This window comes from Propioniciclava sp. (assembly GCF_029977985.1).
Taxonomy (GTDB): domain Bacteria; phylum Actinomycetota; class Actinomycetes; order Propionibacteriales; family Propionibacteriaceae; genus Propioniciclava.
This window is the reverse complement of sequence record NZ_JARKOT010000011.1, coordinates 1-21,854: the sequence shown is the minus strand read 5'-3', so window position 1 is coordinate 21,854 and position 21,854 is coordinate 1. Positions and strand designations below refer to the sequence as shown.

Here is a 21,854-nt window from a genome sequence, read left to right as displayed (position 1 = left end):
CATCGGCGCCGACGCCCACACCGTCGGCACGCTCGAGGACATCCCGACGCTGGTCCTGCCGCTCGGGGAGCCCGTGCGCTTCAACCTGCAGTCGGCCGACGTCATCCACTCGTTCTGGGTGCCGGACTTCTACTTCAAGCTCGACGTCATCCCCGGCCACCCCAACAGCTTCGATGTGACCCCCACCAAGGAGGGCACGTTCCTCGGCAAGTGCGCCGAGTTGTGTGGCACCTACCACGCCGCCATGGTCTTCCACGTGGAGGTCGTGAGCGTCAACGAGTACAACGCCCGGATCAAGGAACTCGCGGCGTCCGGCAACGACGGTGTCGTGGCCGTTCCCGCGTTCCCCAGCGCCGGCCCGAGGACGGAGGGCTGACATGACGACCGCTGCCCGTGTGGACGCCACTGCTGCGCGTCCGGTTCGCAAGCAGAACATGGGAGCTCTGGTCATGTCGTGGATGACCACGACCGACCACAAGGTGATCGCGAAGCTCTACATGTGGACCGCGCTCGCCTTCTTCGCCTTCGGCGGCCTGCTGGCGCTCGCGATCCGCGCGGAGTTGGCCTTCCCCGGCCGTCAGTACTTCGACTTCGAGCAGTTCAACCAGCTGTTCACCATGCACGGCACGATCATGCTGCTCATGTTCGCGACCCCCATGTTCGCGGCGTTCGCGAACGCGTTGCTGCCGCTGCACATCGGCGCACCCGACGTGTCGTTCCCTCGCCTCAACATGTTCGCCTTCTGGCTGTACCTGTTCGGGTCCCTGATCGCGTGCGCGGGCTTCCTGAGCCCGGACGGTGCGGCGTCCTTCGGCTGGTTCGCCTACGTGCCGCTCTCGGACGCCATCAACTCGCCCGGTGTCGGCGGCGATCTGTGGCTCGTCGGCCTCTACATGCTGGGCCTGAGCTCGATCCTCGGCGCGGTGAACTTCATCACGACCATCGTGACGATGCGCGCCCCCGGCCTGACGATGTGGCGCATGTCGATCTTCACCTGGAACATCTTGGTGACGTCGATCCTGATCCTGGTGGTGTTCCCGGTGCTCGCGGCCGGCTTGCTCGTGCTGCTCAGCGACCGCGTGCTCGGCACCCACATCCTCGGTTCGGCCACCGGCGGTGCCCTGCTGTGGCAACACCTGTTCTGGTTCTTCGGCCATCCCGAGGTCTACGTGCTTGCCCTGCCGTTCTTCGGCATCATCACCGAGATCCTGCCTGTGTTCAGCCGCAAGCCGGTCTTCGGCTATGTGGGTCTGGTGGCGGCCACGCTGGCCATCGGCGGCCTGTCGATCTCCGTGTGGGCGCACCACATGTTCGTGACCGGCGCGGTGAACCTGCCGTTCTTCTCGTTCATGACGTTCATGATCGCCGTGCCCACCGGCGTGAAGTTCTTCAACTGGATCGGCACGATGTGGGGCGGGTCCATCCGGCTGGACACCCCCATGCTGTGGGCGGTCGGCTTCCTGACCACGTTCCTGTTCGGCGGCCTCACCGGCGTCATTCTCGCTTCGCCGCCGCTCGACTTCCACGTGTCCGACACCTACTTCGTCGTCGCCCACTTCCACTACGTGCTCTTCGGCACGGTCGTGTTCGCGATGTTCGCCGGCTTCTACTTCTGGTGGCCGAAGTTCTACGGCTACTTCCTCGACGAGACCCTCGGCAAGCTGCACTTCTGGCTGGTGTTCGTGGGCTTCCACACCACTTTCCTCGTGCAGCACTGGCTCGGCATCGAAGGCATGCAGCGCCGCATCGTCGACTACCTGCCCGGTGAGGGGTTCACGCTCCTCAACCAGGTCTCGACCGTTGGGGCGTTCCTGCTCGGCATTTCGATGCTGCCCTTCCTGTGGAACGTGTGGACGAGCCACCGCAACGCGCCCCGGGTGACCGAGGACGATCCGTGGGGTTGGGGTCGTTCCCTGGAGTGGGCGACGTCCTCGCCGCCTCCCCGGTTCAACTTCACGTCGCTCCCGCGCATCCGTTCGGAGTCCCCGGCGTTCGACCTGCACCACCCGGAGATCTCCGGCATGGGCCCGCATCCCGAGAACCCCCTGCAGGAGGATCTCGTCGACGTCGAGGATCAGGAGGCGAAGAAGTGAAGGCCGAATCCCGGATCTTCTTGTTCCTCACGATCTTCTTCCTCGTGGTCACGCCCATCTATGCGTGGATGACCTACCAGGCCAGTCCGCACGGCATGGTGGAGCCGATCGGCACCACGGTGTTCGCGCTGACCTTGCTGTTCTGCCTCATGATCTGGGGCACGTTCGCCATCACCGGACACACGCTGAGCCGGCACAATGCCATCCCCCGGCCGGAAGACCGCAAGGACGCCGAGGTGGTCGACGGTGCCGGGGCCATCGGCTTCTTCCCGCCGAGCAGCCTCGTCCCGTTCTGGACGACGTGCGCCGTGGCCCTCATCGGCCTCGGGCCTGTGTTCGGCTGGTGGATCTCCCTGATCGGCGTGGCATTCGGCATCTGGTGCGTCTTCGGGTGGGCCTACGAGTTCTACCGGGGCGACTTCAAGCACTAGGATCCGCCGCGGTCGGTCCGCACACGGGCCGGCGCCTCTCGGCCGGGAACGCCCGCCGCAGGGCGTCCGCGTCCCCGGACAAATGCCCGGCGGCGACGACCTCGTCCACGCCGAGTGCGCCTGCGGCCAGGCCCAGCAGCATCGCGGGTGGGGCGGACAGCAGCGTGTCCGGGACGTCGTCTTCGGCGCCGAGTTCTGCGTGGACGCCGCCCGCGTCGACGCGCAACACGACGACCGTCCCCGCGACCTCGACGCCGACCACGGCCGGCGGACTGGCCGTCACGCCCGCCAGCAGGGCCGGGAGGGCGAGGACGAGCCAGCGCGGACGGAACACCTCGCCCTCACCGCCGGTCACCATGAGCGGCGCGCTCCAGCGAACGAGGGCTTCGAGCGGGGCGCGCAAGCCCTCCCCCCAGGGAGTGAGCGCGTAGGCGACGCCGCCCTCCGCCACCCGCCGTTCGACCACGCCGAAAGTCTCCAGGGTGCGGAGCCGGTCAGCCAGGAGGTTCGTCGCCACGCCGGCCAGCGAGGTGCGCAACTCCGTGTAGCGCAGCGGGCCGGCGATGAGCTCGCGCACGATCAGGAGATTCCAGCGATCCCCGATGACGTCCAGAGCTCGGGCGAGTCCGCAGAACTGCCCGTACGTCTTCATCGGGTGGTGCTTGACCACGTCCACCATGCTTTATATTCTCAACCATCCGCAGGGCAGGCAAGGCGACCCGCCGGCGGCCGCGCGAAAGGAGCCGCAGCCATGCAGGTCGACGGTCTCGGGGTAGGCTGGGCCTTCGTGGCCGGCATGGTCGTAGCGTTCCTCTGGTACCAGAAGGGACCCATGGCCGCGCAGTGGGAGCGCCTCACCGGCATCGGCCCGGAGCGTTCCCGGGCGGCTCGTACGAGGAACATGCTCCAACTCGTCGTCGCCAACGCGTTGACTGCGGTCGGGCTGGCCGTCGCGATCGGGGCGGTCTCGACTGCGACCGGCAACGATTCGGTCTGGCTGGCGCTGGGGGTTGGGTTCGTCGGCTGGTTGACCCTGTCGGCGACCACCCTCCTCCAGCACAATGCGTTCGAGCAGAAGCGCCCGCTTCTGACGGCGATCAACGTCGGCTACCAGCTGGCTCTCTTCGTGGCGATGTCGCTCGTGATCGGACTGCTGTGAGGCTGCCTGCCGAGGGGCGGCTACCAACTCTGGTGGAGCGGGCGGCCCTCCTCGTAGCCCGAACGGCTCTGGACGCCGACGTTGGCGCGAGCGTGGAAGTCGCGCAGGGTCCGCGCGCCGGCATAGGTACACGATGACCGCACGCCCGAGGTGATGAAGTCGATGAGGTCCTCCACGCCTGGACGCCCCGGGTCCAGGTACATGCGCGACGACGAGATCCCCTCCTCGAACAGCCCGGCCCGGGCGCGTTCGAAGAACGACTGCTCCTTCGTGCGCGCCCGCACCGCTCGTGCCGACGCCATCCCGAAGCTCTCCTTGTAGGCGCGGCCGTTGGCGTCCGCCATCATGACGCCTGTCGACTCGTGCGTCCCGGCGAACCACGACCCGATCATCACCGCGCCCGCGCCGGCCGCGAGCGCCAGCGCCACGTCCCGCGGATGCCGGACGCCGCCGTCGGCCCAAATCGCCTTGTTGAGGTCAGCCGCGGCGGCGGCGCAGTCGAGCACCGCCGAGAACTGGGGGCGGCCCACGCCTGTCTGCATCCGGGTCGTGCACATGGCGCCTGGCCCAACGCCGACCTTGACCACGTCGGCGCCCGCTTCGATCAGGTCGACGGTGCCCTCGGCAGTAACCACGTTCCCGCCCACCAGAGGCACGTGGGTGCCCCCGGCGGCCTCATGGGCGTCCCGGAGCGTCCGGACCGTCCTGAGGGCCTCCAACATGCGGTCCTGGTGCCCATGGGCCGTGTCGAGGACGAGGACATCTGCGCCGGCGTCCAACATCGCCTGCGCACGCTCCGCGACGTCACCGGAGATGCCGACGGCCGCGCCGATGCGGAGGCGACCTGCGGCGTCCGTCGCGGGGGTGTAGATGGCCGAGCGCATGGCTCCCTTCTGCGTCAGGACGCCCACCAGGCGCCCCTCGGCGTTCGTGGCGAGGGCGATGCGATGGCGCCGCTCCGCCAGGCGCTCGAAGACGTCCACGGGCGCGGCGTCGGCACCTACGAGGGTCAGATCGGTCGTCATCAGTTCGTGGACCGGCACAAAGCGGTCGACACCCTCGCCGTCCGCCGGGGACACGAGACCCACGGGGCGGCGCTCGTCGTCGAGCACGACCGCCACGCCGTGGGCTCGCTTCGGGATCAGGGCGAGCGCCTCGACGATCGCGGTGTCTTTGGAGACGTGGATGGCCGTGTCGAACACCGGGTGTGCCGCCTTCACTTTGCCGATGAGCTTGGTGGCGACAGCGGGGGAGAGGTCCTGCGGGATCACGGCCAGACCACCGCGCCGGGCGACCGTCTCGGCCATGCGGCGTCCGGAGATCGCCGTCATGTTGGCCACGACGAGCGGCAAAGGCAGCCCCAGGCCATCGGCGGACGTCAGGTCGACCTCCATGCGGCTCCGCACCGCCGAACGCGTCGGAGACATGAAGACGTCGTCGTAGGTCAGGTCGTGGTCGGGCTTCCCGGTCGTGAAACGCACGCGGACAGCCTAGGGCTTCGGGCAGACAGGCCGAAGGCCCCCGCCCGGGTGGGCGGGGGCCTTCGAGGTCGGGGAACCCGGTCAGGTGAGCTGCCGCGGCGCATCCTCGTCGTCGACGGCGTGGTGCCGCGCCTGTTCGATCTCCAGCGCCGTCGGCTTGCTGATGTCGTCGCCGACCCACCAGCGCGACAGGCGGGCCCACAGCGGGCTGACGCCGCTGGCGTCCTTGACCCGCACGCCGTGTTCATCCTCGGTGAGGGCTTCGTGGCGCGGCTCGTACTGGCGGTGCTGGGTGAGGGTGAACGCCTCGGCCTCACCGATCGGAGCGTGGCCTTCGGTGTAGTTGCCGTCGGCGGCGCGCTCAATGACGCCCGACTCGGCGCCGTGCAGCACACGGTCACGGTCGGCCCGCTGCAGCGACAGGCAGATCCGCTTCGTCGCGATGAAGGCGAGCACCGGGGCGAGGAAGATCATCACGCGCATCACGTTCGTGACCGCGTTGAGCGACACATTGAACTGCGTGGCGATGATGTCGTTGGCACCGTTCAGCCAGAACATGGCGTAGCAGGCCATGCCGGCGACACCCAGCGCGGTCCGCGACGGGGCGTTGCGCGGCCGGTCGAGCAGGTTGTGCTCAGCCGTGTCGCCCGTGAGCTTGGCCTCGATGAACGGCCACAGGGCGAGGGCGGTGAACAGGACGCCCATCAGGCCCACGCCCGGCAGGAAGACCGCCCACGTCCACGTCGTGGGCCCCCAGTGCGACTCCCAGCCCGGCGGCACCATGCGCAGCGCGCCCTCGACCCACCCCATGTACCAGTCGGGCTGGCTGCCGGCCGTGACCTGCGCCGGGTTGTAGGGACCGTAGAGCCACACCTGGTTGATGCTCAGCGTCGCGCCCATGAGGATCAGGACGCCGAACACGATGAAGAAGAAGCCACCGGCCTTCGCCATGTAGACGGGGAACAGCGGGTAGCCGACCACGTTCGTCTCGGTACGACCCGGGCCGGGGAACTGCGTGTGCTTGTGGTACACCACCAGCGCCAGGTGCGCAGAGACGAGGCCCAGGATGAGGCCGGGGATCAGCAGGATGTGGACCATGTAGAGCCGCGGGATCAGCGCCTCGCCGGGGAACTCGCCGTCGAAGATGAAGAACTCCAGCCACGTGCCCACCACCGGGATCGACCGGATCAAGCCGTCGACGAAGCGCAGGCCCGTGCCGGAGAGCAGGTCGTCGGGCAGCGAATAGCCAGAGAAGCCGGCGATGAGCGAGATGCTCATGAGGCCGACGCCGATGAGCCAGTTGATCTGACGCGGCCGGCGGAACGCACCCGTGAAGAAGATGCGCAGCATGTGGGCCGTGAGCGCCGCCACGAACAGCAGGGCGGCCCAGTGGTGGATCTGCCGGACGAGGAGGCCGCCGCGGACATCGAAGCTGATGGCCAGGGTCGACGCGAACGCCTCCGAGACGTGCCGGCCTCGCATCAGCTCGTAGGTACCGGCGTACTCGATCTCGGCCATGGACGGCTTGAACCAGATCGTGAGGAAGATGCCGGTGATCAGCAGCACGATGAACGAGTAGAGCGCGATCTCGCCGAGCAGGAACGACCAATGGTCGGGGAACACCTTGCGCAGACCGGCCTTGCCGATCTTCGCCAGGCCGACGGAGTCGTCGAGCCACGCGGCGACGCCCCGGAGTTCCCTGACGGGGCCCGCCTTCGGGGGCGTGTGGGGTTCGAGGACCTCGGCCGCGGGGGCCACCTCAGCTGGCCGGGCCATCACCGATCACCGTCCTTGTAGTCGTTGCGCGAGTCGCGCTCGAAGAAGCTGGGGCCGACCGGCACCGTGAAGTCGCTCTGGGCCACGAGGTAGCCCTCGGCGTTGACCTTCAGCGGCAACTGCGGAAGGGAGCGGGCGGCGGGTCCGAAGACGACGACGCCGGAGTTGCCCAGATCGAACGTGCTCTGGTGACAGGGGCACAGCAGATGGTGCGTCTGCTGCTCCCACAGCGAGATCGGGCAGCCCACGTGGGTGCAGATCTTGCTGTAGGCGAGGATGCCGCCGACATGCCAGTCGCGCCGCGACTCGGGGATCTTGATCGTGTTGGGGTCCATGCGGACGATCACGATGGCCGACTTCGCCTTGGCGCGCAGGTATTCCGCGCCCTCCAGGTCGAACAGGTTCTCCGGCTCGCCGTTGACGAGCTGGCCGATCTCGAGGTCCTCGGGGCGCAGTGGGCGCTCGTTGACGTCGTTGCAGAGCACGACGCCCTCGGTCCACAGGGTCTTCTCGATCGTCTCGGCGCGCAGGTCGGCGGTCGGCCACGGGCCCATGTCGGCCAGGCTCACGATGGCTGGAACCGCGAGGATGCCGAGGGCGCCCCCCAGGCTGCCGAGGATCATGCCGCGGCGGCTCACACCGGCGTCGGCGATGCCGGCGTTGAGCTTTTCTACGAACGCGGCGCGCGTCGCGGCGTCCGAGGCGGCGGAGTGGCGCTCCTCGACCACTTCGTGGTCGCTCATCAGCTGGCGAGCCCAGTGAACCGCGCCGAGGCCGACCAGGAGGACGGCGAGGCCGCCCGTGAGGCCGAGCAGCAGGGTGTTCAGCGGCCACACGGTGCCCAGGATTGGCACCCACAGGTCCTGCGGCACGGCGAAGTAGGCCACCACGAAGGCAATCGCGAGCAGCGGCACCAGCCCGAACAGGGCGACCACTTGGCGGTAGGCGCGCTTCGCGGCGGCGCTGTCGTCGTCGGTGTACCGCGGGACGTGCTGCTCAAGACCCGGGTTGGGCACGGGGTGGGCGGCGGCGTCCTCGACGGGAACGAGGCTGTCGTGGTCGATGCTCATCGCTTCAGGGCTCCTCGGGACGCGATCCAGACGGCGACCAGGCAGAGGCCGCCGATGCCGATGACCCACGCGGCCAAGCCCTCGGTGACCGGGCCGAACCCGCCGAGGGTGAACCCGAGGGTGGGCTGCTCCTCGAGGCTCTTGAGGTAGCCGATGATCTCGGCGGCGTCCTCATCCGGAATCGCGCCCTCGGAGAACACGGGCATCTGCTGGGGTCCGGTGCGCATGGCCTCGTAGATGTGCAGCGGCTCGACGCCGGTGAGCGGCGGCGCGTACTTGCCGCCCGGTAGCGCGCCTCCCACGCCGCTCGCCTGGTGACAGGCGGAGCAGTTGGTGCGGAACATCTCGCCGCCGCGGGCGATCTCGTCCGCAGTCAGGTTGCTGTAGTCGTACGCCGACGAGTTGGGGATCGCCGGCCCGGGGCCGAGGCTCGCGACATAGGCGGCGATGTCGGCGATCTCCTCGGCGGAGTAGGTGTTGACCTTGCGCGGCGCCTGCGCGCCGGGCCGGGCCATGGGCATCCGTCCTGTGCTCATCTGGAAGTCGACGGCGGCGGCGCCGACGCCGACCAGCGTCGGCCCCTGCGAAGTGCCCTCCCCGTTCAGGCCGTGGCACGAGGAGCAGGTCGTCTGGAACAGCGCCTTGCCGGCTGCCACCTGGGTGGACGTGCCCGTGTCGGCGGCCACTTGGCTGCCCGGGGCGATCGCCGCATAGAGCGTGCCCAGCAGGAACAGGGCCAGGGCGAGGGCCACGGGGCGGGCTGCCCGGTTCCGCCGTCTGGTGCGTTGCGTTCGCATGTGCGTGGTGCGCCTTTCGGTGGGTCGGTCAGCGGATCAGGTAGATCACGGAGAACAGAATGATCCAGACGACGTCGACGAAGTGCCAGTAGTACGACGTCACGATCGCGTGGACGCGCTGCTCGTGCGTGAACGTGCGGGCCAGGTAGGTGCGCCCGATGAGGACGACGAACGCGATGAGTCCGCCGAGGACATGCAGGCCGTGGAAGCCGGTGGCGATGAAGAAGGCGCCGGTGTAGGCGTTCGTGGAGAGCAGGAAGCCCTCGGAGGCCAACAGCGTGTACTCATACGCCTGGCCGCCGATGAAGACGGCGCCCATGAAGAAGGTGAGCCAGTACCACTCCCGCATGCCCCACCGGGCGACGTTCAGGATGTTGCCCGTGCGGCCGACGAAGCCCTTCTCAGCGCGGAACACGCCGATCTGGCAGGTGATGGAACTGAGCACCAGGATCAGGGTGTTGACCATCGAGAACCACGGCCACAGCTGGCCGGCGAACTCGGGGCCGGTGAGGAAGTGGCCGGCACCCCACTCCCACATCGTCTGCTCGCCGGGGGCCGTCATCGCGGTCGTCGCGTCGCGCAGGGAGAAGTAGGCGGCGAAGAGAGCGGCGAAGAACATGAGCTCGCTGGCCAGCCAGATCAGGGTGCCGATCGCCACCATGTCCGGACGGCCCTTGACGCCATGCAGCCGGGCCGCCGGAACGGGATGGACGGCTCCATGGGGGAGGGCCACGGTCGCGCTCGCACTCGGTATGTTCGCCACGGGCGTCATTATTACCGTTCGAGGTTGCCGAGGTCACGCCGGAGTCCCAGTTAATGCCCAAATAGATGAAGCTTTGTTACCTCGCCGGGACCGCGGCGGCGGCGTCTCTGCAACCCCGCGCGGAACCGATAGCATGGCCGCGAGTCGACGAACGTGAGTGAGGCGCGATGAGCGAACAGGCAAGGGCCGTGACGGTACTGGTGTACTCCGACGACCGGACGGTGCGCGACCAGGTGCGACTCGCGCTCGGGCGCCGCCTCGCTGCTGACCTGCCCGAGGTGGTCGTCGAGGAGTGCGCCACCCACCAGGCCGTCTCGAAAGTGCTGGACGCCGGCGGCATCGACCTCGTCATCGCCGACGGAGAAGCCACCCCGCTCGGCGGGATGGGCCTGTGCCGCATGATCAAGGACGAGACCCCCAACTGCCCGCCCGTTCTCCTGCTGGTCGCCCGCGTGGCGGACGCATGGCTCGCCACGTGGTCGCGCGCGGACGCCGTCGTGGCCTACCCGATCGACCCGGTCCGCCTGCCGCAGGCGGCCGCCGGCCTCCTCCGGACGCGGCTCGCGGCGCTGACGTGAGCAACGCCGCCACCCCCACCTGGCCCGACATCCTCTCCCACCTCGTCACCGGCCACCACCTCGACTCCCTCCGCGCCGGGTGGGCGATGAACCAGGTCCTGTCCGGCGATGCCACACCGGCCCAGATCGCTGGTTTCATGGTGGCCCTCCAGGCCAAAGGGGTGACGCCCGACGAGTTGTCCGGCCTCGTGACCGGAATGCTGGACAACGCGCGCCCCCTGGCACTGCCGACGCGCGACGCCGTCGACATCGTGGGGACCGGCGGTGACCGGGCCAACACTGTGAACGTGTCCACCATGGCCGCGATCGTCGCCGCCGCGGCCGGGGCCAAGGTCGTCAAGCACGGCAACCGGGCCGCTTCCTCCGCCTGTGGCACCGCCGACTGTCTCGAAGCGCTCGGCGTCGCCCTCGACGTTCCGCCGGAGCGCCAGGGGCAGGTGCTGGACGCCGCGGGCATCGTCTTCCTCTTCGCCCCCGCCTACCACCCCTCGCTGCGGCACGCGGCCGCGCCCCGACGCGAGCTCGGCATCAGGACCCCGTTCAACTTCCTCGGGCCGCTCGCGAACCCCGCGCAGCCCACCGCCGCCGCCCTCGGCGTGGCCGATCCGCGGATGGCGCCGATCATGGCGGACGTGCTCGCCGGCCGCGGTGTCCGCGGGCTGGTCTTCCACGGTGGCGACGGGCTCGACGAACTCACCACGACCACCGACTCCGCCGTCTGGGTCGTCACCGGCGGCGCCGTGACCGAGACCAGGCTCGACCCCGCGCACCTCGGTATCGGCCGGGCCGACAAGGAGTCCCTCGTGGGCGGAGACCCTGCTCACAACGCCGCGGTCGTGCGAGCGACGTTCGCGGGCGAGGCGGGTCCGGTCCGCGACATCGTGCTGCTCAACGCGGCGGCGGCCCTGCTCGCCCACGACGGCCCGGCAGAGGACGTGACGCTGGCCGACCAGTTCGCTCCGCAGCTCGCCCGTGCCGCAGCGGCCGTCGACTCAGGTGCCGCGACGGCGTTGCTGCAGCGCTGGGTCGAGGCGTCCCAGGCGGCGAAAGTCTGACTCAGGCCGCCCATGCCGCCAGCGGGAGGGCCGCGAACGCGCCCGCCAGCAGAACGGGCCCGTAGGGGAACGCGCCGCGCCTGCCGCGCATACGGTGGCCGATGCCGGCCAGGGCGCCCAGCAGAGTGCCGAGGAACACCGCAGCGACGACCAGCGTCGCGCCGCCCAGAGCAGTCACCGCACCCACCGTCACCATGAGACGCACGTCGCCGTAGCCGATCGCCCCCGACAACGCCCAGACGAGGTGGAAGAAGCCGCCCACCAGGAGGGCGCCGAGGACGGCGGCCAGGAGGACAGACGGCGGGTCGGGCGAGTGCGCGGCCGCGACGACCACACCAGCGGCGGCCAGCACCCAGCCCGCTCGAGCGAACGGCAGTGGCAGCCACGTCGTCGCAGCGTCGATGCAGACCGCGGGCACGCCCGCCAGGACGAGCGCCGCCCAAGCCACCCAGTGGGCCGGGGGCGCCCAGAGCATCACGGCGGCGGCAGCGAACGCGGTGGCGATACCCGCGGACGCCCGGAACCTCGTCGTGGCGAGGGCAGCGTAGTCGGGGGCGTCCGCGACGCGCGGCAGGTGGCGCAGGACCGGCGCGACTGTCAGAGCAACGAGCAGGCCGAGCGGGACGGCGAGGAGGGGGTTCCAGCCCATGGCCCGACAGCCTAAGCGGCCCGGACGGCGGCGAGGACGCGGGCGTCCCATAGAGCGGAGGCGGCGACCGCCGCCCACAGCCACGGCTGGGGCACGAAGTGGATCTCGCCGTCGGCCGCGGCGTCCAACAGCGACGGAGTCGTGCCGAGTTGCGCGGCGAGCGCCCGGAGGTCGCCGCCGCGGCCGCGCAGCTCTGCCAGGTGCTGCGCGGTGCGAGCCGCCGGCACCGAGACGCGGGCCGCCAGGCCGAGCGCCTCGGCGTCCAGCGCCAGCAGGCGCGCGGCGAAGTGGCGGGGGAGGCGGCGCACGGGGCGTCCGTCGTCCTCCCCGAGCAGCCGGGCGGCGAGCGTGACCGGCAGGCCGACGTGGACCGCGATCCAGGCAACCGGGAAGCCGGTGCTTGCGGCGAGCCGAGCCAGGTGGGCGGCGAACGGCGCCGCCTCCACCCACGCGTGCGGGTCGGGCAGGCGATCTCGCCGGGAAAGGGTGGACATCGGGCCTCCTGGGGGTGAGGAAAACTGCTCTCACCCCAACAAGGCCCCCGCCGCAGGCTGTTTGTGAGCGGCGGCGTGAAATGGCCCGCCCCCATCGTCTGGATCTCCCGTCCCGCTACGCCCAGCCGGGTGATGCACCGCAGCCCGACCGACGAGCGGCGATTGGGCGGTGGACGGACGTCGGATGCGGGCACGACGAGGGGGCGTGGCCTGCGGCCACGCCCCCTCGCGGTTTCGACAAGCTCAATCAGTCGTGCTCAGCGCTGGGCCTTCGTGAAGCCCGCGGCCTCGGCCGCCGCCTCGCTGTCGAACCAGACATCGGCGATGGTCCGCTCGTAGCCACCATTGCCCTTGACGTGGAACTTCATCGAGCGTTCGTTGCCCTTGATGACGAAGCCCTCCGGCGGGTTGGTCCCGACGTAGGACCCCTCCCCGTAAGGGCTATCGACGAAAGGGTCGGCATCGCCCTCCACGGCGTCATCGACCTGCTCGGCGACATCGTCGGCGGTGTCGGACACCGTGTCGGAGACCTCCTCGGCCACGTCGGCCGCCTCGGCACTCACATCGTCGATGAACTCGTCGGCGGCGTCGGCCGCCTCATCGGCCTTGTCGGACAGATCGTCGACGAGGTTCTGCGCCGTCGCGGGAACGTACGGCGAGCTCGGCTCGTGCGCCTGCCAGCCGGCGTCCGTCGGCGCCAGGAACTTGCGAACCGCGTACGCCACCCCGGCCAGGAGGCCCCCCGCGAGCAGGATCTTGCCGAGGGTCGCCCACACCGACTTCTTCTGCTGCTGGGGCACGACGTGCTTCGGAACCTCGGGCAGCTCGAACTTCGAGGTCGTCTCCGCCGCTTCGTGAAGCACGTCCGACAGCCACGGCACGAAGCCGTACTGCACCTTGCCGCGCGCGGTGTCGATCACCGGGGCGACGCGCTGGTAGGCATCGTCGACGGCCGGGCCGACGCGGTCGAGCGCCTCGTCGATCTTGGGGCGGGCGGCATCCATGCCGGCGGCGGCCAACGTGGCGGCCTTCTTGCGGGCGTCGGCTGCGTAGCCCTTCGCGGACTTGTAGGCGTCCTCGGCGCGCGGTGCCAGGTATTCCTGGGCCTGGAGCAGGTAAGCCTGCGCCTGCGCGAGGGCATCCTTGCCGAGGTCCGTCGCGGCGTGGGTGGTGTCACCGACGGCGCGTTCGAACTGCTTCCTCTTCACGGTTCCTCCGTATGTGGTTGGGTTCGCGTAATCGCGTGCGTCCACCGTAGCCGCTGGCATGGGACCGCAACAGCGGATGCGCGCTAACGTGGGGAACCGCTCAGCACCACTTCGGAAAGGAAGCACAGTGGCCTCCCAGGCGACCCTGCACACCAACCACGGCGACATCGTCATCGACCTGTTCGACGACCACGCCCCCAAGACGGTGGCCAACTTCGTCGGCCTCGCGAACGGCACGAAGGAGTACCGCGACCCCGAGACGGGCCAGCCGACCACGGGCCGCTTCTACGACGGGCTCACCTTCCACCGCGTCATCGAGGGCTTCATGATTCAGGGCGGCTGCCCGCTCGGGATCGGCACCGGCGGGCCGGGCTACAAGTTCGGCGACGAGTTCCACCCGGACCTGTCGTTCGGCAAGCCCTACCTGCTCGCCATGGCGAACGCCGGCCCCGGAACGAATGGCTCCCAGTTCTTCATCACCGTGGCGCCGACGCCTCACCTCAACTTCCGCCACACCATCTTCGGCGAGGTGGCCGACGCCGACAGCCGCGCCGTCGTCGACGAGATCGCCCGTGTTCGCACCGGCCGCGCCGATCGTCCGGTCGAGCCGGTCGTCATCGAGTCGGTCGACATCACCGAGGGCTGAGCCAGCCCGCTCGGGGGGTGGGTCCGCTCACTCCCCGAGCGAGAACGCCGCCTCCAGGTCGTGCGCGCTGTAGGCGCGGAACGCGAGGTGCGTCTGCGTGTCGAGGATGCCGGGCACCTTGTTCATGCGCCCGGTCACGACCTCGGCGACCTCCTCGACCGTGCGCGTCCGGACGATCGCGACCAGGTCGATGGCCCCGGTGACCGAGTACACCTCGGTCACGCCGGGGATCGCCGCGAGGGCTTCTGCGACCTCGGGCACCTGGTCCACCTGGGCGTTGACGAAGACGATCGCGGTGTTCATGGCCTCACCCTAGGGCTTTCGCGACGGTAGGGTCCCGACATGCCAACGGATGCCCCCCGCCCGGGTGCCGGGGTGGCGTCCGTCGTCGGGCCCACGTGTCTCACCGAGTCCCTCGTCGATCGCGGACGCCGCTGCTGGCGGCCCGGCCCGCTGCTCGCCCTCGTGTCCGACACCGCTGGGGGCGGCGTCCACGTGTATGCGCGCCGGCAAGACCGGCCCGACCGTGGCTGGGACCGTGGAGCTGCGGTCAGCGCGGACGCCGTGGGCGCGGCAGCGCTCGTGGCGACACGCACCGGAGCCGTCGCGCTCGTGCCCTCGCCAGTAGGCGTCGTGCCCTGGGAGTTGCGTGGCTCGCAGGGGTGGGTCGCGTCGATGGCGCTGCCCGGAACCGTCGTCAGCGCCGCCCGCACCGGCGCCGACGTGCTGGCCGCGATCCCCGACGGAAGCGGCGTCGGCCTGTGGCTCCACGGGGCGCCGTGGCTACGCGTGGGACACGCGGCGGGGGCGAGTGACGGCGTCCTGGCTGCGGGACGCGGTGGGCTGACCGCCCTGCTCGCCGAGACAGGGGAACTCCGCTGGGGCGACTGGCGCCCGGGCGGCTGGTCGGCGCGGGCCGAACTCGGCTCGCCCGGCGCGGGTCGCCCGGCCCTTGCCGCCCTCGGCTCCGGCTGGGTCGTCGCCGTGCCGCGCGCCGGCACCGTCGAGACCTTCTGGATCGACCGCCGCGGCGCCACTCGGCGGGGGGCGCCGGTGACCGAGGGGCGTGTCGCTGTGCGCGGGGTGTCGCTGTTCGCGTCCGGACGGGCGTTGTGGGCGCTCACCGACGAGGCCGGCTCGGTTTACGCCCACCGGTACGACGCCGCCGGGCGACGCTGGCTCCGGTCGGCCTGCCTGCGGCTCGTCGACGCCGAACCGTTCACCGTGGACGCGGCGTCCTCGCGGAAACTGGCGCAGGTCTCGGGCGAGCACGACACCCAGCCGTACCCCGACGGCCCCCGGCCCACGCTGAGCCGCTCGGTGACGACCGCAGGCGTGCTGGGCACCGATCTCGGCGTCCGCGTCGACCACGACGGACGTACCTTCCTCATGTTCGGCGACACGCACTGGCACCGACGCCCCTGGCTCGGCACCCGCGACGCCATCGCCGAAGTCGTGGGCGACGACGCGGCGCTGCCGCGCGTGGTGTTCCACGGCGCGCCGCTCAAGGTGCGCGGTGGCCGCGTGACGATGCGCGAGTACGACGTGCCGCTGGGGGCGATCAGCCACGGCGGCCATCTGTACGGCTTCTTCACCTCCAACCACTTCCGCGGTGGCCAGACCATGGGCCGCTCGGTTCTGGCCCGGGCGGCCGAGCCCGCGCTGCGGATCGACCCGGCGGCGCGGCGGCGTCCGATCGCCTTCGACTTCCTCACGACCGTCTCAGACCGGCACTTCATCAACGTGTCCGTCCAGGCGTTCCCCGGCGCGGGACTGCCGGGAATCGACGCGGCTGGTGACGTCTGGCTCCTGTTCGGCAGCGGCGCCTACCGAGCGGGCGATCTGCGGTTGGCCGTCCTCGACCCGGACGCCCCCGGCGTCGCCGAGGCGCTGGCATCGCGTCGCCCTGTCCCGTGGCCCACTCTGCGACCGCGCTACTTCGCCGGGCTCGACCCCAGCGGCACGCCTCGCTGGAGAGAGGATGAGACCGGCGCCGCAACGCTGGCACCCGGCGCGTACGGCGAGATCTCGGTGCGCTGGGTGCCCGAGGTGAGCCGGTTCCTGCTGCTTGCGGGCAACGGCCCTGAGGACCCTGTCGGGCCAGCGGTCGTGTTGCGCAGTGCGTCGACGCCGTGGGGGCCGTGGTCGCCCCGCCACCGGCTGTTCGACTGGGTGGCCGGCGGCATGTCGTTCGGCGACCCCGCCGCGCGTTTCATCAAGGCCCTCGGTGACGGAACCGACCCCGTCGGCGACCGCGTGTTCGGGGCCCAGCGCGACGCGACCGGGGCCGCCTACGCGCCCTACCTCTACGACGCCCGCCGTGAGGGTGACACGCTCGTGCTGCGTTACACCTTGTCGACGTGGAATCCCTATCAGGTGGTGCTCATGGAACACCACCTCTCCGTCGCCGCGGTGGGGGTCTCCGCCGCAGGGGTCATCGCGTCGCAAGGAGGAGACTCGACCACCTGACGTCCGCGGGAGGCGAGGCGGGAGGGCAGATCGGCCGCGGCCAGCGACCCGTGGAGCGGCCACGCCCACTCGCCGTCGATGTCGAGGAGCCGCACGCCGGGGCGCTCCAGCCAGGCCGCGATCCGCTCTGCCTCCTCGATCGTCGTGGCGGGGAGGCCCGGCACCGGCCGGGCCACCTGCTCGGCCGCGGCGACGGCGTCCCGCGCCACCGACTGGGGCACCTCGCCGCTCCGGGCGAGCGCGGCCGCGGCGAGGCGGCCGTGCCGGATGACGTGGATCTCCCACCCGGCAACGGTGCGGCACGCGGCCACGATCTCGGCGCAGCCAGCCAGGGCGCGGATGCGGTGACCGCGCGTCGCTGCGTTCAGGAACGTGCCGAGCCGCCCGGTCACCTGAGCCGCCTCCTCGAACCGCTCGTCGCGGACGAGCGGGGCGAGCCGGCGGCGTCCGGCCTCGAGGACGGCGCGCACGTCGGAGGTGAGCGCCACGCGCACCCGCTCGGCGAGGACGGCGTAGTCGGCCCGGCTCACCGTGCCGTCGCAGGGTGCCGCGCACCGTCCCATCTCGCCGAGGGCGCACTGCGTGCCCGGCCGCCGCTCGGACAGGCGGTCGGCACACTGCCGGACCGCAAAGGTGTCGTAGAGGGCGAACTGCGCCTCCTCGGCCCCCTGCCGCCGGCCGAAGGGGCCGAGGTAGGCCGCCGCGTCGTCGGCGACCTGGCGCACGATCGACAGCCGTGGGAACGGCTCGTTGGTGAGCTTGAGCCAGTGCTGCCGCTCGGGGAACTTCGAGCGACGGTTGTAGCGCGGCGCGTGCGCGGCGATGAGCCGCAACTCGAGCACCTCGGCCTCCAGCGGGGTGCGGCACACCGTCGCCTCGACCGCCGTGGCGATGCGCACCATCTCCTCCATGCGCGGGCGTTTCTCGGCGGCCGTGAAGTACGTCCGCACCCGCGACCTGATGTTCACGCTCTTGCCCACGTAGAGCACCTGCCGACGAAGGGCCCCCTCACGGTCGGGCAGGTCGGCGACGAACGTGTACACGCCCGGTGCGGAGGGCAGACCGGACGCCAGCGTGCGCTTGGCCCGGCGTTGCGGGGAGACGCCGCGCGTGAACTCGAGGAGATCCTCCAGCGTCGACACGCCGAGGTTGCCCACCCGCTCGAGCAGCGCGTGCAGGACGTGCACGGTGGCCTGCGCGTCGGTGAGCGCCCGGTGATTGGGCGGGACTGGCGCCTTGAAGTGCCGGGCGAGCGTCGCCAGCTTCACGTTGGGCACCTCGTCCCGCATCAGGACGCCTCTGGCCAGCGCCACCGTGTCGACCACGGGCGGGTTCTCCCACGCGTGATCGTGTGCGGCGGCCGCCCGCTTGAGGAACCCGATGTCGAAGCCGGCGTTGTGCGCGACCAGGACCGCGCCGTGTGCGAACTCCCAGAAGGAGGGCAACACCTCCCCGGCGCGTGGGGCGCCGGCGACCATCGCATCGGTGATGCCGGTGAGCACCTGGATGAGCGGCGGGATGTGCTCGGCGGGGTTGACCAACGTCTGGAACTCGCCGGTCACCTCGCCGCCGCACACGCGCACGGCGCCGATCTCGGTGATGGACGCCTCGGGCCCGGCCCCCGTGGTCTCCAGGTCGACCACGACGAACGGCGTGGAGGCCAGAGGGGAGCCGAGGTCGTCGAAGCTGGGCTGCGTGGCGGTTGAGGTCATGACCGGCACGCTAGGAGGGGGCTCCGACAATCTTCACGCGGTGTGGGCGCCGACGACTCGCCCCGAGCCCGTGGCGCACGCCCGACGGGCCGGCTGGGAAAGAAATGTCGGAGGCGGGTGGGAGCCTCGGGGACATGAACGGGTTGATGATCGACTGCAACGCCTGCACGGCCCGCGGGCCGGCGTGCGAGGACTGTGTGGTGTCCACTCTGCTCGGCGTCCCGGACGCCACGGGCACCGCCTTGGCGGACGAGGAGGTGCGGGCGCTCGACGCCCTGAACGCGGGTGGCTTGCTGCCGCCGCTGCGGCTGGTGCGGCCCATCGCCTCTTTCGAACCCGAGCTGGACGGGGACCGGAACGGGTGGCAACCAGAGGTCGACCGATTGGACTTCGGCTGAAAGTGGCCTAAGCTTTTCTCAGAAACCTCGCACACCGCACCTGACAACAGGTCTTCCCCCTTGTCGATCGGTGAATGGTTCTCGCCGATGACTGAAAGGACGACCTGCATGCGCACGACTTGGCGCGGGAAGCTGACCTCCTTGGCCGCGGGCGTCGCCTGTGTTGCCGTTGTTGCCAGCGGTCTCGCGACCCCGGCGCAGGCTGCTCCCACCACAGCCGCCCAGGCGCAGGTGGAGCTCGAGCGCCTCCACGAGCAGCTCGGCGGACTCGAGGAGTCCTACGCGCAGGCGCAGATCAGCTTGCAGGAGGGTCAGCGCAAGCTCGACGCCCTCCAGGGCGACATCGCAGCCCAGCAGCAGAAGGTGGACGCCCTCGCCGAGCAGGCCCGCCAGGTCACCCTGACGCAGTTCCGCGGCCGCGGCGTCGATCAGACCACCGCGATCTTCGTGAGCGGCGATCCCGAGACCTTCATGAGGACGTTGTCCACCACGCAGCAGCTGACCGCGAACATGAACACGGTCGTCCAGAACTTCCAGGCCGAGCAGGCCAACCTCGCCGACCTGCAGCGCTCGGCCGCCGCCGAGGTCGCCACGCTCCAGGCGCGGGAGACCGAGTCGGCCGACCTCCTCGCGCAGGGCCGGGCCGCCGAGGACGAGATGAGCCGCACGCTCGATCGCCTCACCGCGGAGGAACGCGCCGCGCTCGAGGCCGCGCAGGCGGAGGAGGATCGGCAGGCCGGTGTCGTCGCCGACGCCACCACGGCAGCTGCAACCACCGCCACCGCGACCGTCAGCACCAACGCCACGGCCACCGCGGCGTCGACCCCGGCGGCGTCCGCACCGTCCGGCGGTGCCGATCCTCGGGCTCTGCAGGCCGCGCAGTACGCGATCTCCAAGGTCGGCAAGTCGCAGTACGTGTGGGGCGCCGAGGGCCCGAGCTCCTTCGACTGCTCCGGGCTCATGCTCGCGGCGTACCGTTCGGCCGGTGTCTCGCTCCCGCACAGCTCGACCGCCCAGTCGCGGCTCGGCACGCCGGTGTCGCGGGAGAACCTGCGCCCCGGTGACCTCATCTTCTGGTATTCGCCCGTCTCCCACGTGGGCATGTACGTCGGCAACGGCAACATCGTCCACGCCCGCAACACGCGCGTCGACATCGTCATGCAGTCGCTGGCCAGCTACCCGGCCCCCTACACCGGAGCCCGCCGCGTCGTTGGCTGACCTCGTCTTCTCCCGCTTCGGCCGCCGCTCCCTGCTGGGGGCGGCGGCCCTCGCTGTCCTGGGTGGCTGCACTGCTCCGGCGCGCGCTCCGCTCCGGACGCCGACGGCGCCCGTCGGCCTCGCCGCGGCCCTGCGGGACGCCCTCGCCGCACGCGACCAGGCGGCCTTCACGGCGTGCTTCACCGCCGGCGCGCGCACCCTCGGCACCGCCTGGTTCGTCACGTGGACGCGGCTCGCCGAGGTCGACCTCACCGACGCCGACGGGGCGTTCGCCGTCACGTGGCGGGTGGGTGCCGAGCCGGAGTCGTCGCGTGCCGAGCTCACCCTCACGCTGGCCGGCGGACTTGTGGACGCCGTGGCCGCCGCAACGCCTGCACCCGTCTGGCTGCGGCACGCCTGCGCGGTCGCGACGAACGGGCCCCTCGGCGTCCTCGCCGCCACCGGCGAGGCGGATCCGTGGCTGGACGCCGCCGGCACGGCCGCCGCGCGGGTGGGTGATGCGGGGGCGTCCCGTTGGGGCTGGCAGGGAGACCTGGTGGTCGAGGTGGCGGCGGACGCCCTCGAGTTCCGGCACCGTGCCGCGGGTGCCGACGTGGGAGCGGCAGCCGCCTACACCACCCGGGACCCGCAACCGGTCGTCGTCGTGGACGGCACCGCTGCCCAGGCCTGGACCGCCGAGGACCGCGCCGGACTGCTCACCCACGAGGGCGTCCACGCCGCCCAGGGGACACTGCGCGACCGCCTTCCGCGCTGGCTCGGCGAAGGCGTGGCGGAGTGGGTGACGCGCCCGCTCTGGCCGGCCGGTGCTGCCGCGGACGCCGCCGCCCTCGCCGGCCTCCCCGCCGAGGTGGGCCTGCCCGCTGACGCCGAGTTCACCGACCCGGCTGCCGCGGCCGGTGCCTACGCGCGGGCCGAACTCGCCGTCGCCGGTCTGGTCGCGGCGTACGGCCGCGACCGGGTGTGGGACTGGCTTCCCGCGTGGGCGGCGTCGGGGATCGACGAGCACGAGGCGACCGCCTTGCTTCACGCCGAGCGGGCGCGGCGCGGTTGAGGCCGCTGCCGCACCCCCTGCCTCAGACCGCCGGGACGGCGTCGCCGCTGACGCGGGCGAGGAACTCGAGCGTGCCGGCGACGATCCTGTGGGCGTCGGTGTCCATGGTGGCCACGTGGTAGCTGTCGAGCAGCGTCACCTCGCTGTAGTCGGTGCTGGACACCAGCCGACGGATCGTCTCCACCGACGAGGCGGGTACGACGTGGTCCACGCGCGAGCGGTAGACGAGCAGCGGACAGGTCACGAGGTCGAGGGTGGCCTTGACGTCGGCCCAGAGCTTCCACAACTGCCCGACGGCCGCCACCGGCGTGAGTGGGTACGCGCCCTCGTCGACGCCGGCCAGGACGGTGTCGTTGGCGATCGCGGGCGTGGTCGGCAGCAGCAGCTTGAGCGCAGGCGCTAGCCGGGCGGCTGGGTTCGTCGAGCCCAAGGCCGGGTTGACGAGGACCAGGCCGGCCACGTCGCTGTGCTGCTCGGCCAGCCGCAGGGCCAGCGACCCGCCCATCGACAGCCCGGCCACGAACACGTGCTCGCAACGATCGGCGAGCGCCGCGTATTCGGCGTCGACGCACGCGTACCAGTCCTGCCAGCGCGTGACCGCCAACTCCTGCCAGCGGGTGCCGTGGCCCGGCAGGCGGGGCAGGGCGACCGAGTGCCCGGCCGCCGCGACGGCGTCCGCCCAGTCGCGCAGCGACTTGGGGCTGCCGGTGAAGCCGTGACAGAACAGGACGCCGACGCTCCCGCCCTCGTGGTGGAACGGCTCGGCGTGCGGAGCGATCGACATGGCGCCATCGTAAGCGCCCGCA

General features: G+C 71.0%; 22 protein-coding genes and 1 pseudogene. 11 read left to right on the top strand and 12 right to left on the bottom strand.

Going from position 1 to position 21,854, the window contains the following annotated elements:
- From Q1K57_RS01030 to Q1K57_RS01020, 3 genes and pseudogenes are all read left to right on the top strand, one after another.
- Positions 1 to 376, top strand: a pseudogene (locus Q1K57_RS01030) (cytochrome c oxidase subunit II); the annotation flags it as partial.
- 1 nt (position 377) lies between these two features.
- On the top strand, positions 378 to 2,093 hold the full coding sequence (gene ctaD / locus Q1K57_RS01025; protein WP_300077914.1) for a cytochrome c oxidase subunit I: 1,716 nt from the start codon (positions 378 to 380) through the stop codon (positions 2,091 to 2,093).
- On the top strand, positions 2,090 to 2,524 hold the full coding sequence (locus tag Q1K57_RS01020) for a cytochrome c oxidase subunit 4 (protein ID WP_300077911.1): 435 nt from the start codon (positions 2,090 to 2,092) through the stop codon (positions 2,522 to 2,524). The genes ctaD and Q1K57_RS01020 overlap by 4 nt, the downstream gene beginning before the upstream one ends.
- Here the strand turns inward: Q1K57_RS01020 and Q1K57_RS01015 are convergent.
- A complete protein-coding gene (locus tag Q1K57_RS01015) occupies positions 2,514 to 3,203 on the bottom strand; it encodes a helix-turn-helix domain-containing protein (RefSeq protein WP_300077908.1) in 690 nt (229 codons plus the stop codon). The genes Q1K57_RS01020 and Q1K57_RS01015 overlap by 11 nt on opposite strands.
- A 72-nt stretch (positions 3,204 to 3,275) precedes the next feature.
- Between Q1K57_RS01015 and Q1K57_RS01010 the strand changes: the two genes are divergently transcribed.
- Positions 3,276 to 3,683, top strand: a complete 408-nt coding sequence (locus Q1K57_RS01010; protein WP_300077905.1) for a DUF1761 domain-containing protein — start codon at positions 3,276 to 3,278, stop codon at positions 3,681 to 3,683.
- 20 nt (positions 3,684 to 3,703) lie between these two features.
- On the opposite strand, the gene Q1K57_RS01005 is transcribed toward Q1K57_RS01010, so the two are convergent.
- The 5 genes from Q1K57_RS01005 to Q1K57_RS00985 all read right to left on the bottom strand — a co-directional run bounded on the left by Q1K57_RS01005 (position 3,704) and on the right by Q1K57_RS00985 (position 9,459).
- Complete coding sequence (locus tag Q1K57_RS01005; protein ID WP_300077902.1) at positions 3,704 to 5,164, bottom strand: GuaB1 family IMP dehydrogenase-related protein; 1,461 nt, start codon at positions 5,162 to 5,164, stop codon at positions 3,704 to 3,706.
- 81 nt (positions 5,165 to 5,245) lie between these two features.
- Positions 5,246 to 6,940 (bottom strand): ubiquinol-cytochrome c reductase cytochrome b subunit, encoded by a 1,695-nt coding sequence (locus tag Q1K57_RS01000; protein ID WP_300077899.1) that lies wholly within the window; start codon positions 6,938 to 6,940, stop codon positions 5,246 to 5,248.
- Positions 6,940 to 8,010 carry a Rieske 2Fe-2S domain-containing protein gene (locus Q1K57_RS00995; protein WP_300077896.1) on the bottom strand — a complete coding sequence of 357 codons (1,071 nt, stop codon included), beginning with the start codon at positions 8,008 to 8,010 and terminating at the stop codon, positions 6,940 to 6,942. Before Q1K57_RS00995 ends, Q1K57_RS01000 begins: the two co-directional genes overlap by 1 nt.
- The gene (locus Q1K57_RS00990; protein WP_300077893.1) at positions 8,007 to 8,807 is read right to left on the bottom strand and encodes a c-type cytochrome; all 801 of its coding nucleotides are present in this window, start codon (positions 8,805 to 8,807) and stop codon (positions 8,007 to 8,009) included. Before Q1K57_RS00990 ends, Q1K57_RS00995 begins: the two co-directional genes overlap by 4 nt.
- A gap of 28 nt (positions 8,808 to 8,835) precedes the next feature.
- Complete coding sequence (locus tag Q1K57_RS00985; RefSeq protein WP_300077917.1) at positions 8,836 to 9,459, bottom strand: heme-copper oxidase subunit III; 624 nt, start codon at positions 9,457 to 9,459, stop codon at positions 8,836 to 8,838.
- Positions 9,460 to 9,737: 278 nt separating this feature from the next.
- On the opposite strand from Q1K57_RS00985, the gene Q1K57_RS00980 reads away from it, so the two are divergent.
- Positions 9,738 to 10,148, top strand: a complete 411-nt coding sequence (locus tag Q1K57_RS00980) for a hypothetical protein (RefSeq protein ID WP_300077890.1) — start codon at positions 9,738 to 9,740, stop codon at positions 10,146 to 10,148.
- Entirely contained in the window at positions 10,145 to 11,203 is a 1,059-nt protein-coding gene (trpD, locus tag Q1K57_RS00975; protein WP_300077887.1) for an anthranilate phosphoribosyltransferase, read from the top strand. The genes Q1K57_RS00980 and trpD overlap by 4 nt, the downstream gene beginning before the upstream one ends.
- A 1-nt stretch (position 11,204) precedes the next feature.
- Here the strand turns inward: trpD and Q1K57_RS00970 are convergent, their stop codons facing one another.
- From Q1K57_RS00970 to Q1K57_RS15655, 3 genes are all read right to left on the bottom strand, one after another.
- Positions 11,205 to 11,852, bottom strand: a complete 648-nt coding sequence (locus tag Q1K57_RS00970; RefSeq protein ID WP_300077884.1) for a hypothetical protein — start codon at positions 11,850 to 11,852, stop codon at positions 11,205 to 11,207.
- Between the two features lie 11 nt (positions 11,853 to 11,863).
- Positions 11,864 to 12,346, bottom strand: coding sequence for a hypothetical protein (locus Q1K57_RS00965; protein ID WP_300077881.1), 483 nt, complete (start codon positions 12,344 to 12,346; stop codon positions 11,864 to 11,866).
- Between the two features lie 257 nt (positions 12,347 to 12,603).
- Positions 12,604 to 13,554 carry a hypothetical protein gene (locus Q1K57_RS15655; RefSeq protein ID WP_366525308.1) on the bottom strand — a complete coding sequence of 317 codons (951 nt, stop codon included), beginning with the start codon at positions 13,552 to 13,554 and terminating at the stop codon, positions 12,604 to 12,606.
- Positions 13,555 to 13,681: 127 nt separating this feature from the next.
- Between Q1K57_RS15655 and Q1K57_RS00955 the strand changes: the two genes are divergently transcribed.
- Positions 13,682 to 14,200 (top strand): peptidylprolyl isomerase, encoded by a 519-nt coding sequence (locus Q1K57_RS00955; RefSeq protein WP_300077878.1) that lies wholly within the window; start codon positions 13,682 to 13,684, stop codon positions 14,198 to 14,200.
- A gap of 27 nt (positions 14,201 to 14,227) precedes the next feature.
- Here Q1K57_RS00955 and Q1K57_RS00950 read toward each other — a convergent pair whose 3' ends face one another.
- Positions 14,228 to 14,503: an Lrp/AsnC ligand binding domain-containing protein gene (locus Q1K57_RS00950; RefSeq protein ID WP_300077875.1), complete on the bottom strand. Its 276-nt coding sequence runs from the start codon at positions 14,501 to 14,503 to the stop codon at positions 14,228 to 14,230.
- Positions 14,504 to 14,542: 39 nt separating this feature from the next.
- Between Q1K57_RS00950 and Q1K57_RS00945 the strand changes: the two genes are divergently transcribed.
- On the top strand, positions 14,543 to 16,669 hold the full coding sequence (locus Q1K57_RS00945) for a DUF4185 domain-containing protein (protein ID WP_300077872.1): 2,127 nt from the start codon (positions 14,543 to 14,545) through the stop codon (positions 16,667 to 16,669).
- On the opposite strand, the gene Q1K57_RS00940 is transcribed toward Q1K57_RS00945, so the two are convergent.
- Positions 16,573 to 18,381, bottom strand: coding sequence for a DEDD exonuclease domain-containing protein (locus Q1K57_RS00940; protein WP_300077869.1), 1,809 nt, complete (start codon positions 18,379 to 18,381; stop codon positions 16,573 to 16,575). The two genes, Q1K57_RS00945 and Q1K57_RS00940, sit on opposite strands and share 97 nt — an antisense overlap.
- A gap of 134 nt (positions 18,382 to 18,515) precedes the next feature.
- On the opposite strand from Q1K57_RS00940, the gene Q1K57_RS00935 reads away from it, so the two are divergent.
- The 3 genes from Q1K57_RS00935 (at position 18,516) to Q1K57_RS00925 (ending at position 21,048) form a co-directional block, all read left to right on the top strand.
- Positions 18,516 to 18,779 (top strand): hypothetical protein, encoded by a 264-nt coding sequence (locus Q1K57_RS00935; RefSeq protein ID WP_300077866.1) that lies wholly within the window; start codon positions 18,516 to 18,518, stop codon positions 18,777 to 18,779.
- 108 nt (positions 18,780 to 18,887) lie between these two features.
- Positions 18,888 to 19,997 (top strand): C40 family peptidase, encoded by a 1,110-nt coding sequence (locus tag Q1K57_RS00930; RefSeq protein ID WP_300077863.1) that lies wholly within the window; start codon positions 18,888 to 18,890, stop codon positions 19,995 to 19,997.
- Entirely contained in the window at positions 19,990 to 21,048 is a 1,059-nt protein-coding gene (locus tag Q1K57_RS00925) for a hypothetical protein (RefSeq protein WP_300077860.1), read from the top strand. Before Q1K57_RS00930 ends, Q1K57_RS00925 begins: the two co-directional genes overlap by 8 nt.
- Positions 21,049 to 21,070: 22 nt before the next feature.
- Here Q1K57_RS00925 and Q1K57_RS00920 read toward each other — a convergent pair whose 3' ends face one another.
- A complete protein-coding gene (locus Q1K57_RS00920; RefSeq protein ID WP_300077857.1) occupies positions 21,071 to 21,832 on the bottom strand; it encodes an alpha/beta fold hydrolase in 762 nt (253 codons plus the stop codon).
- Positions 21,833 to 21,854: the final 22 nt, after the last annotated feature.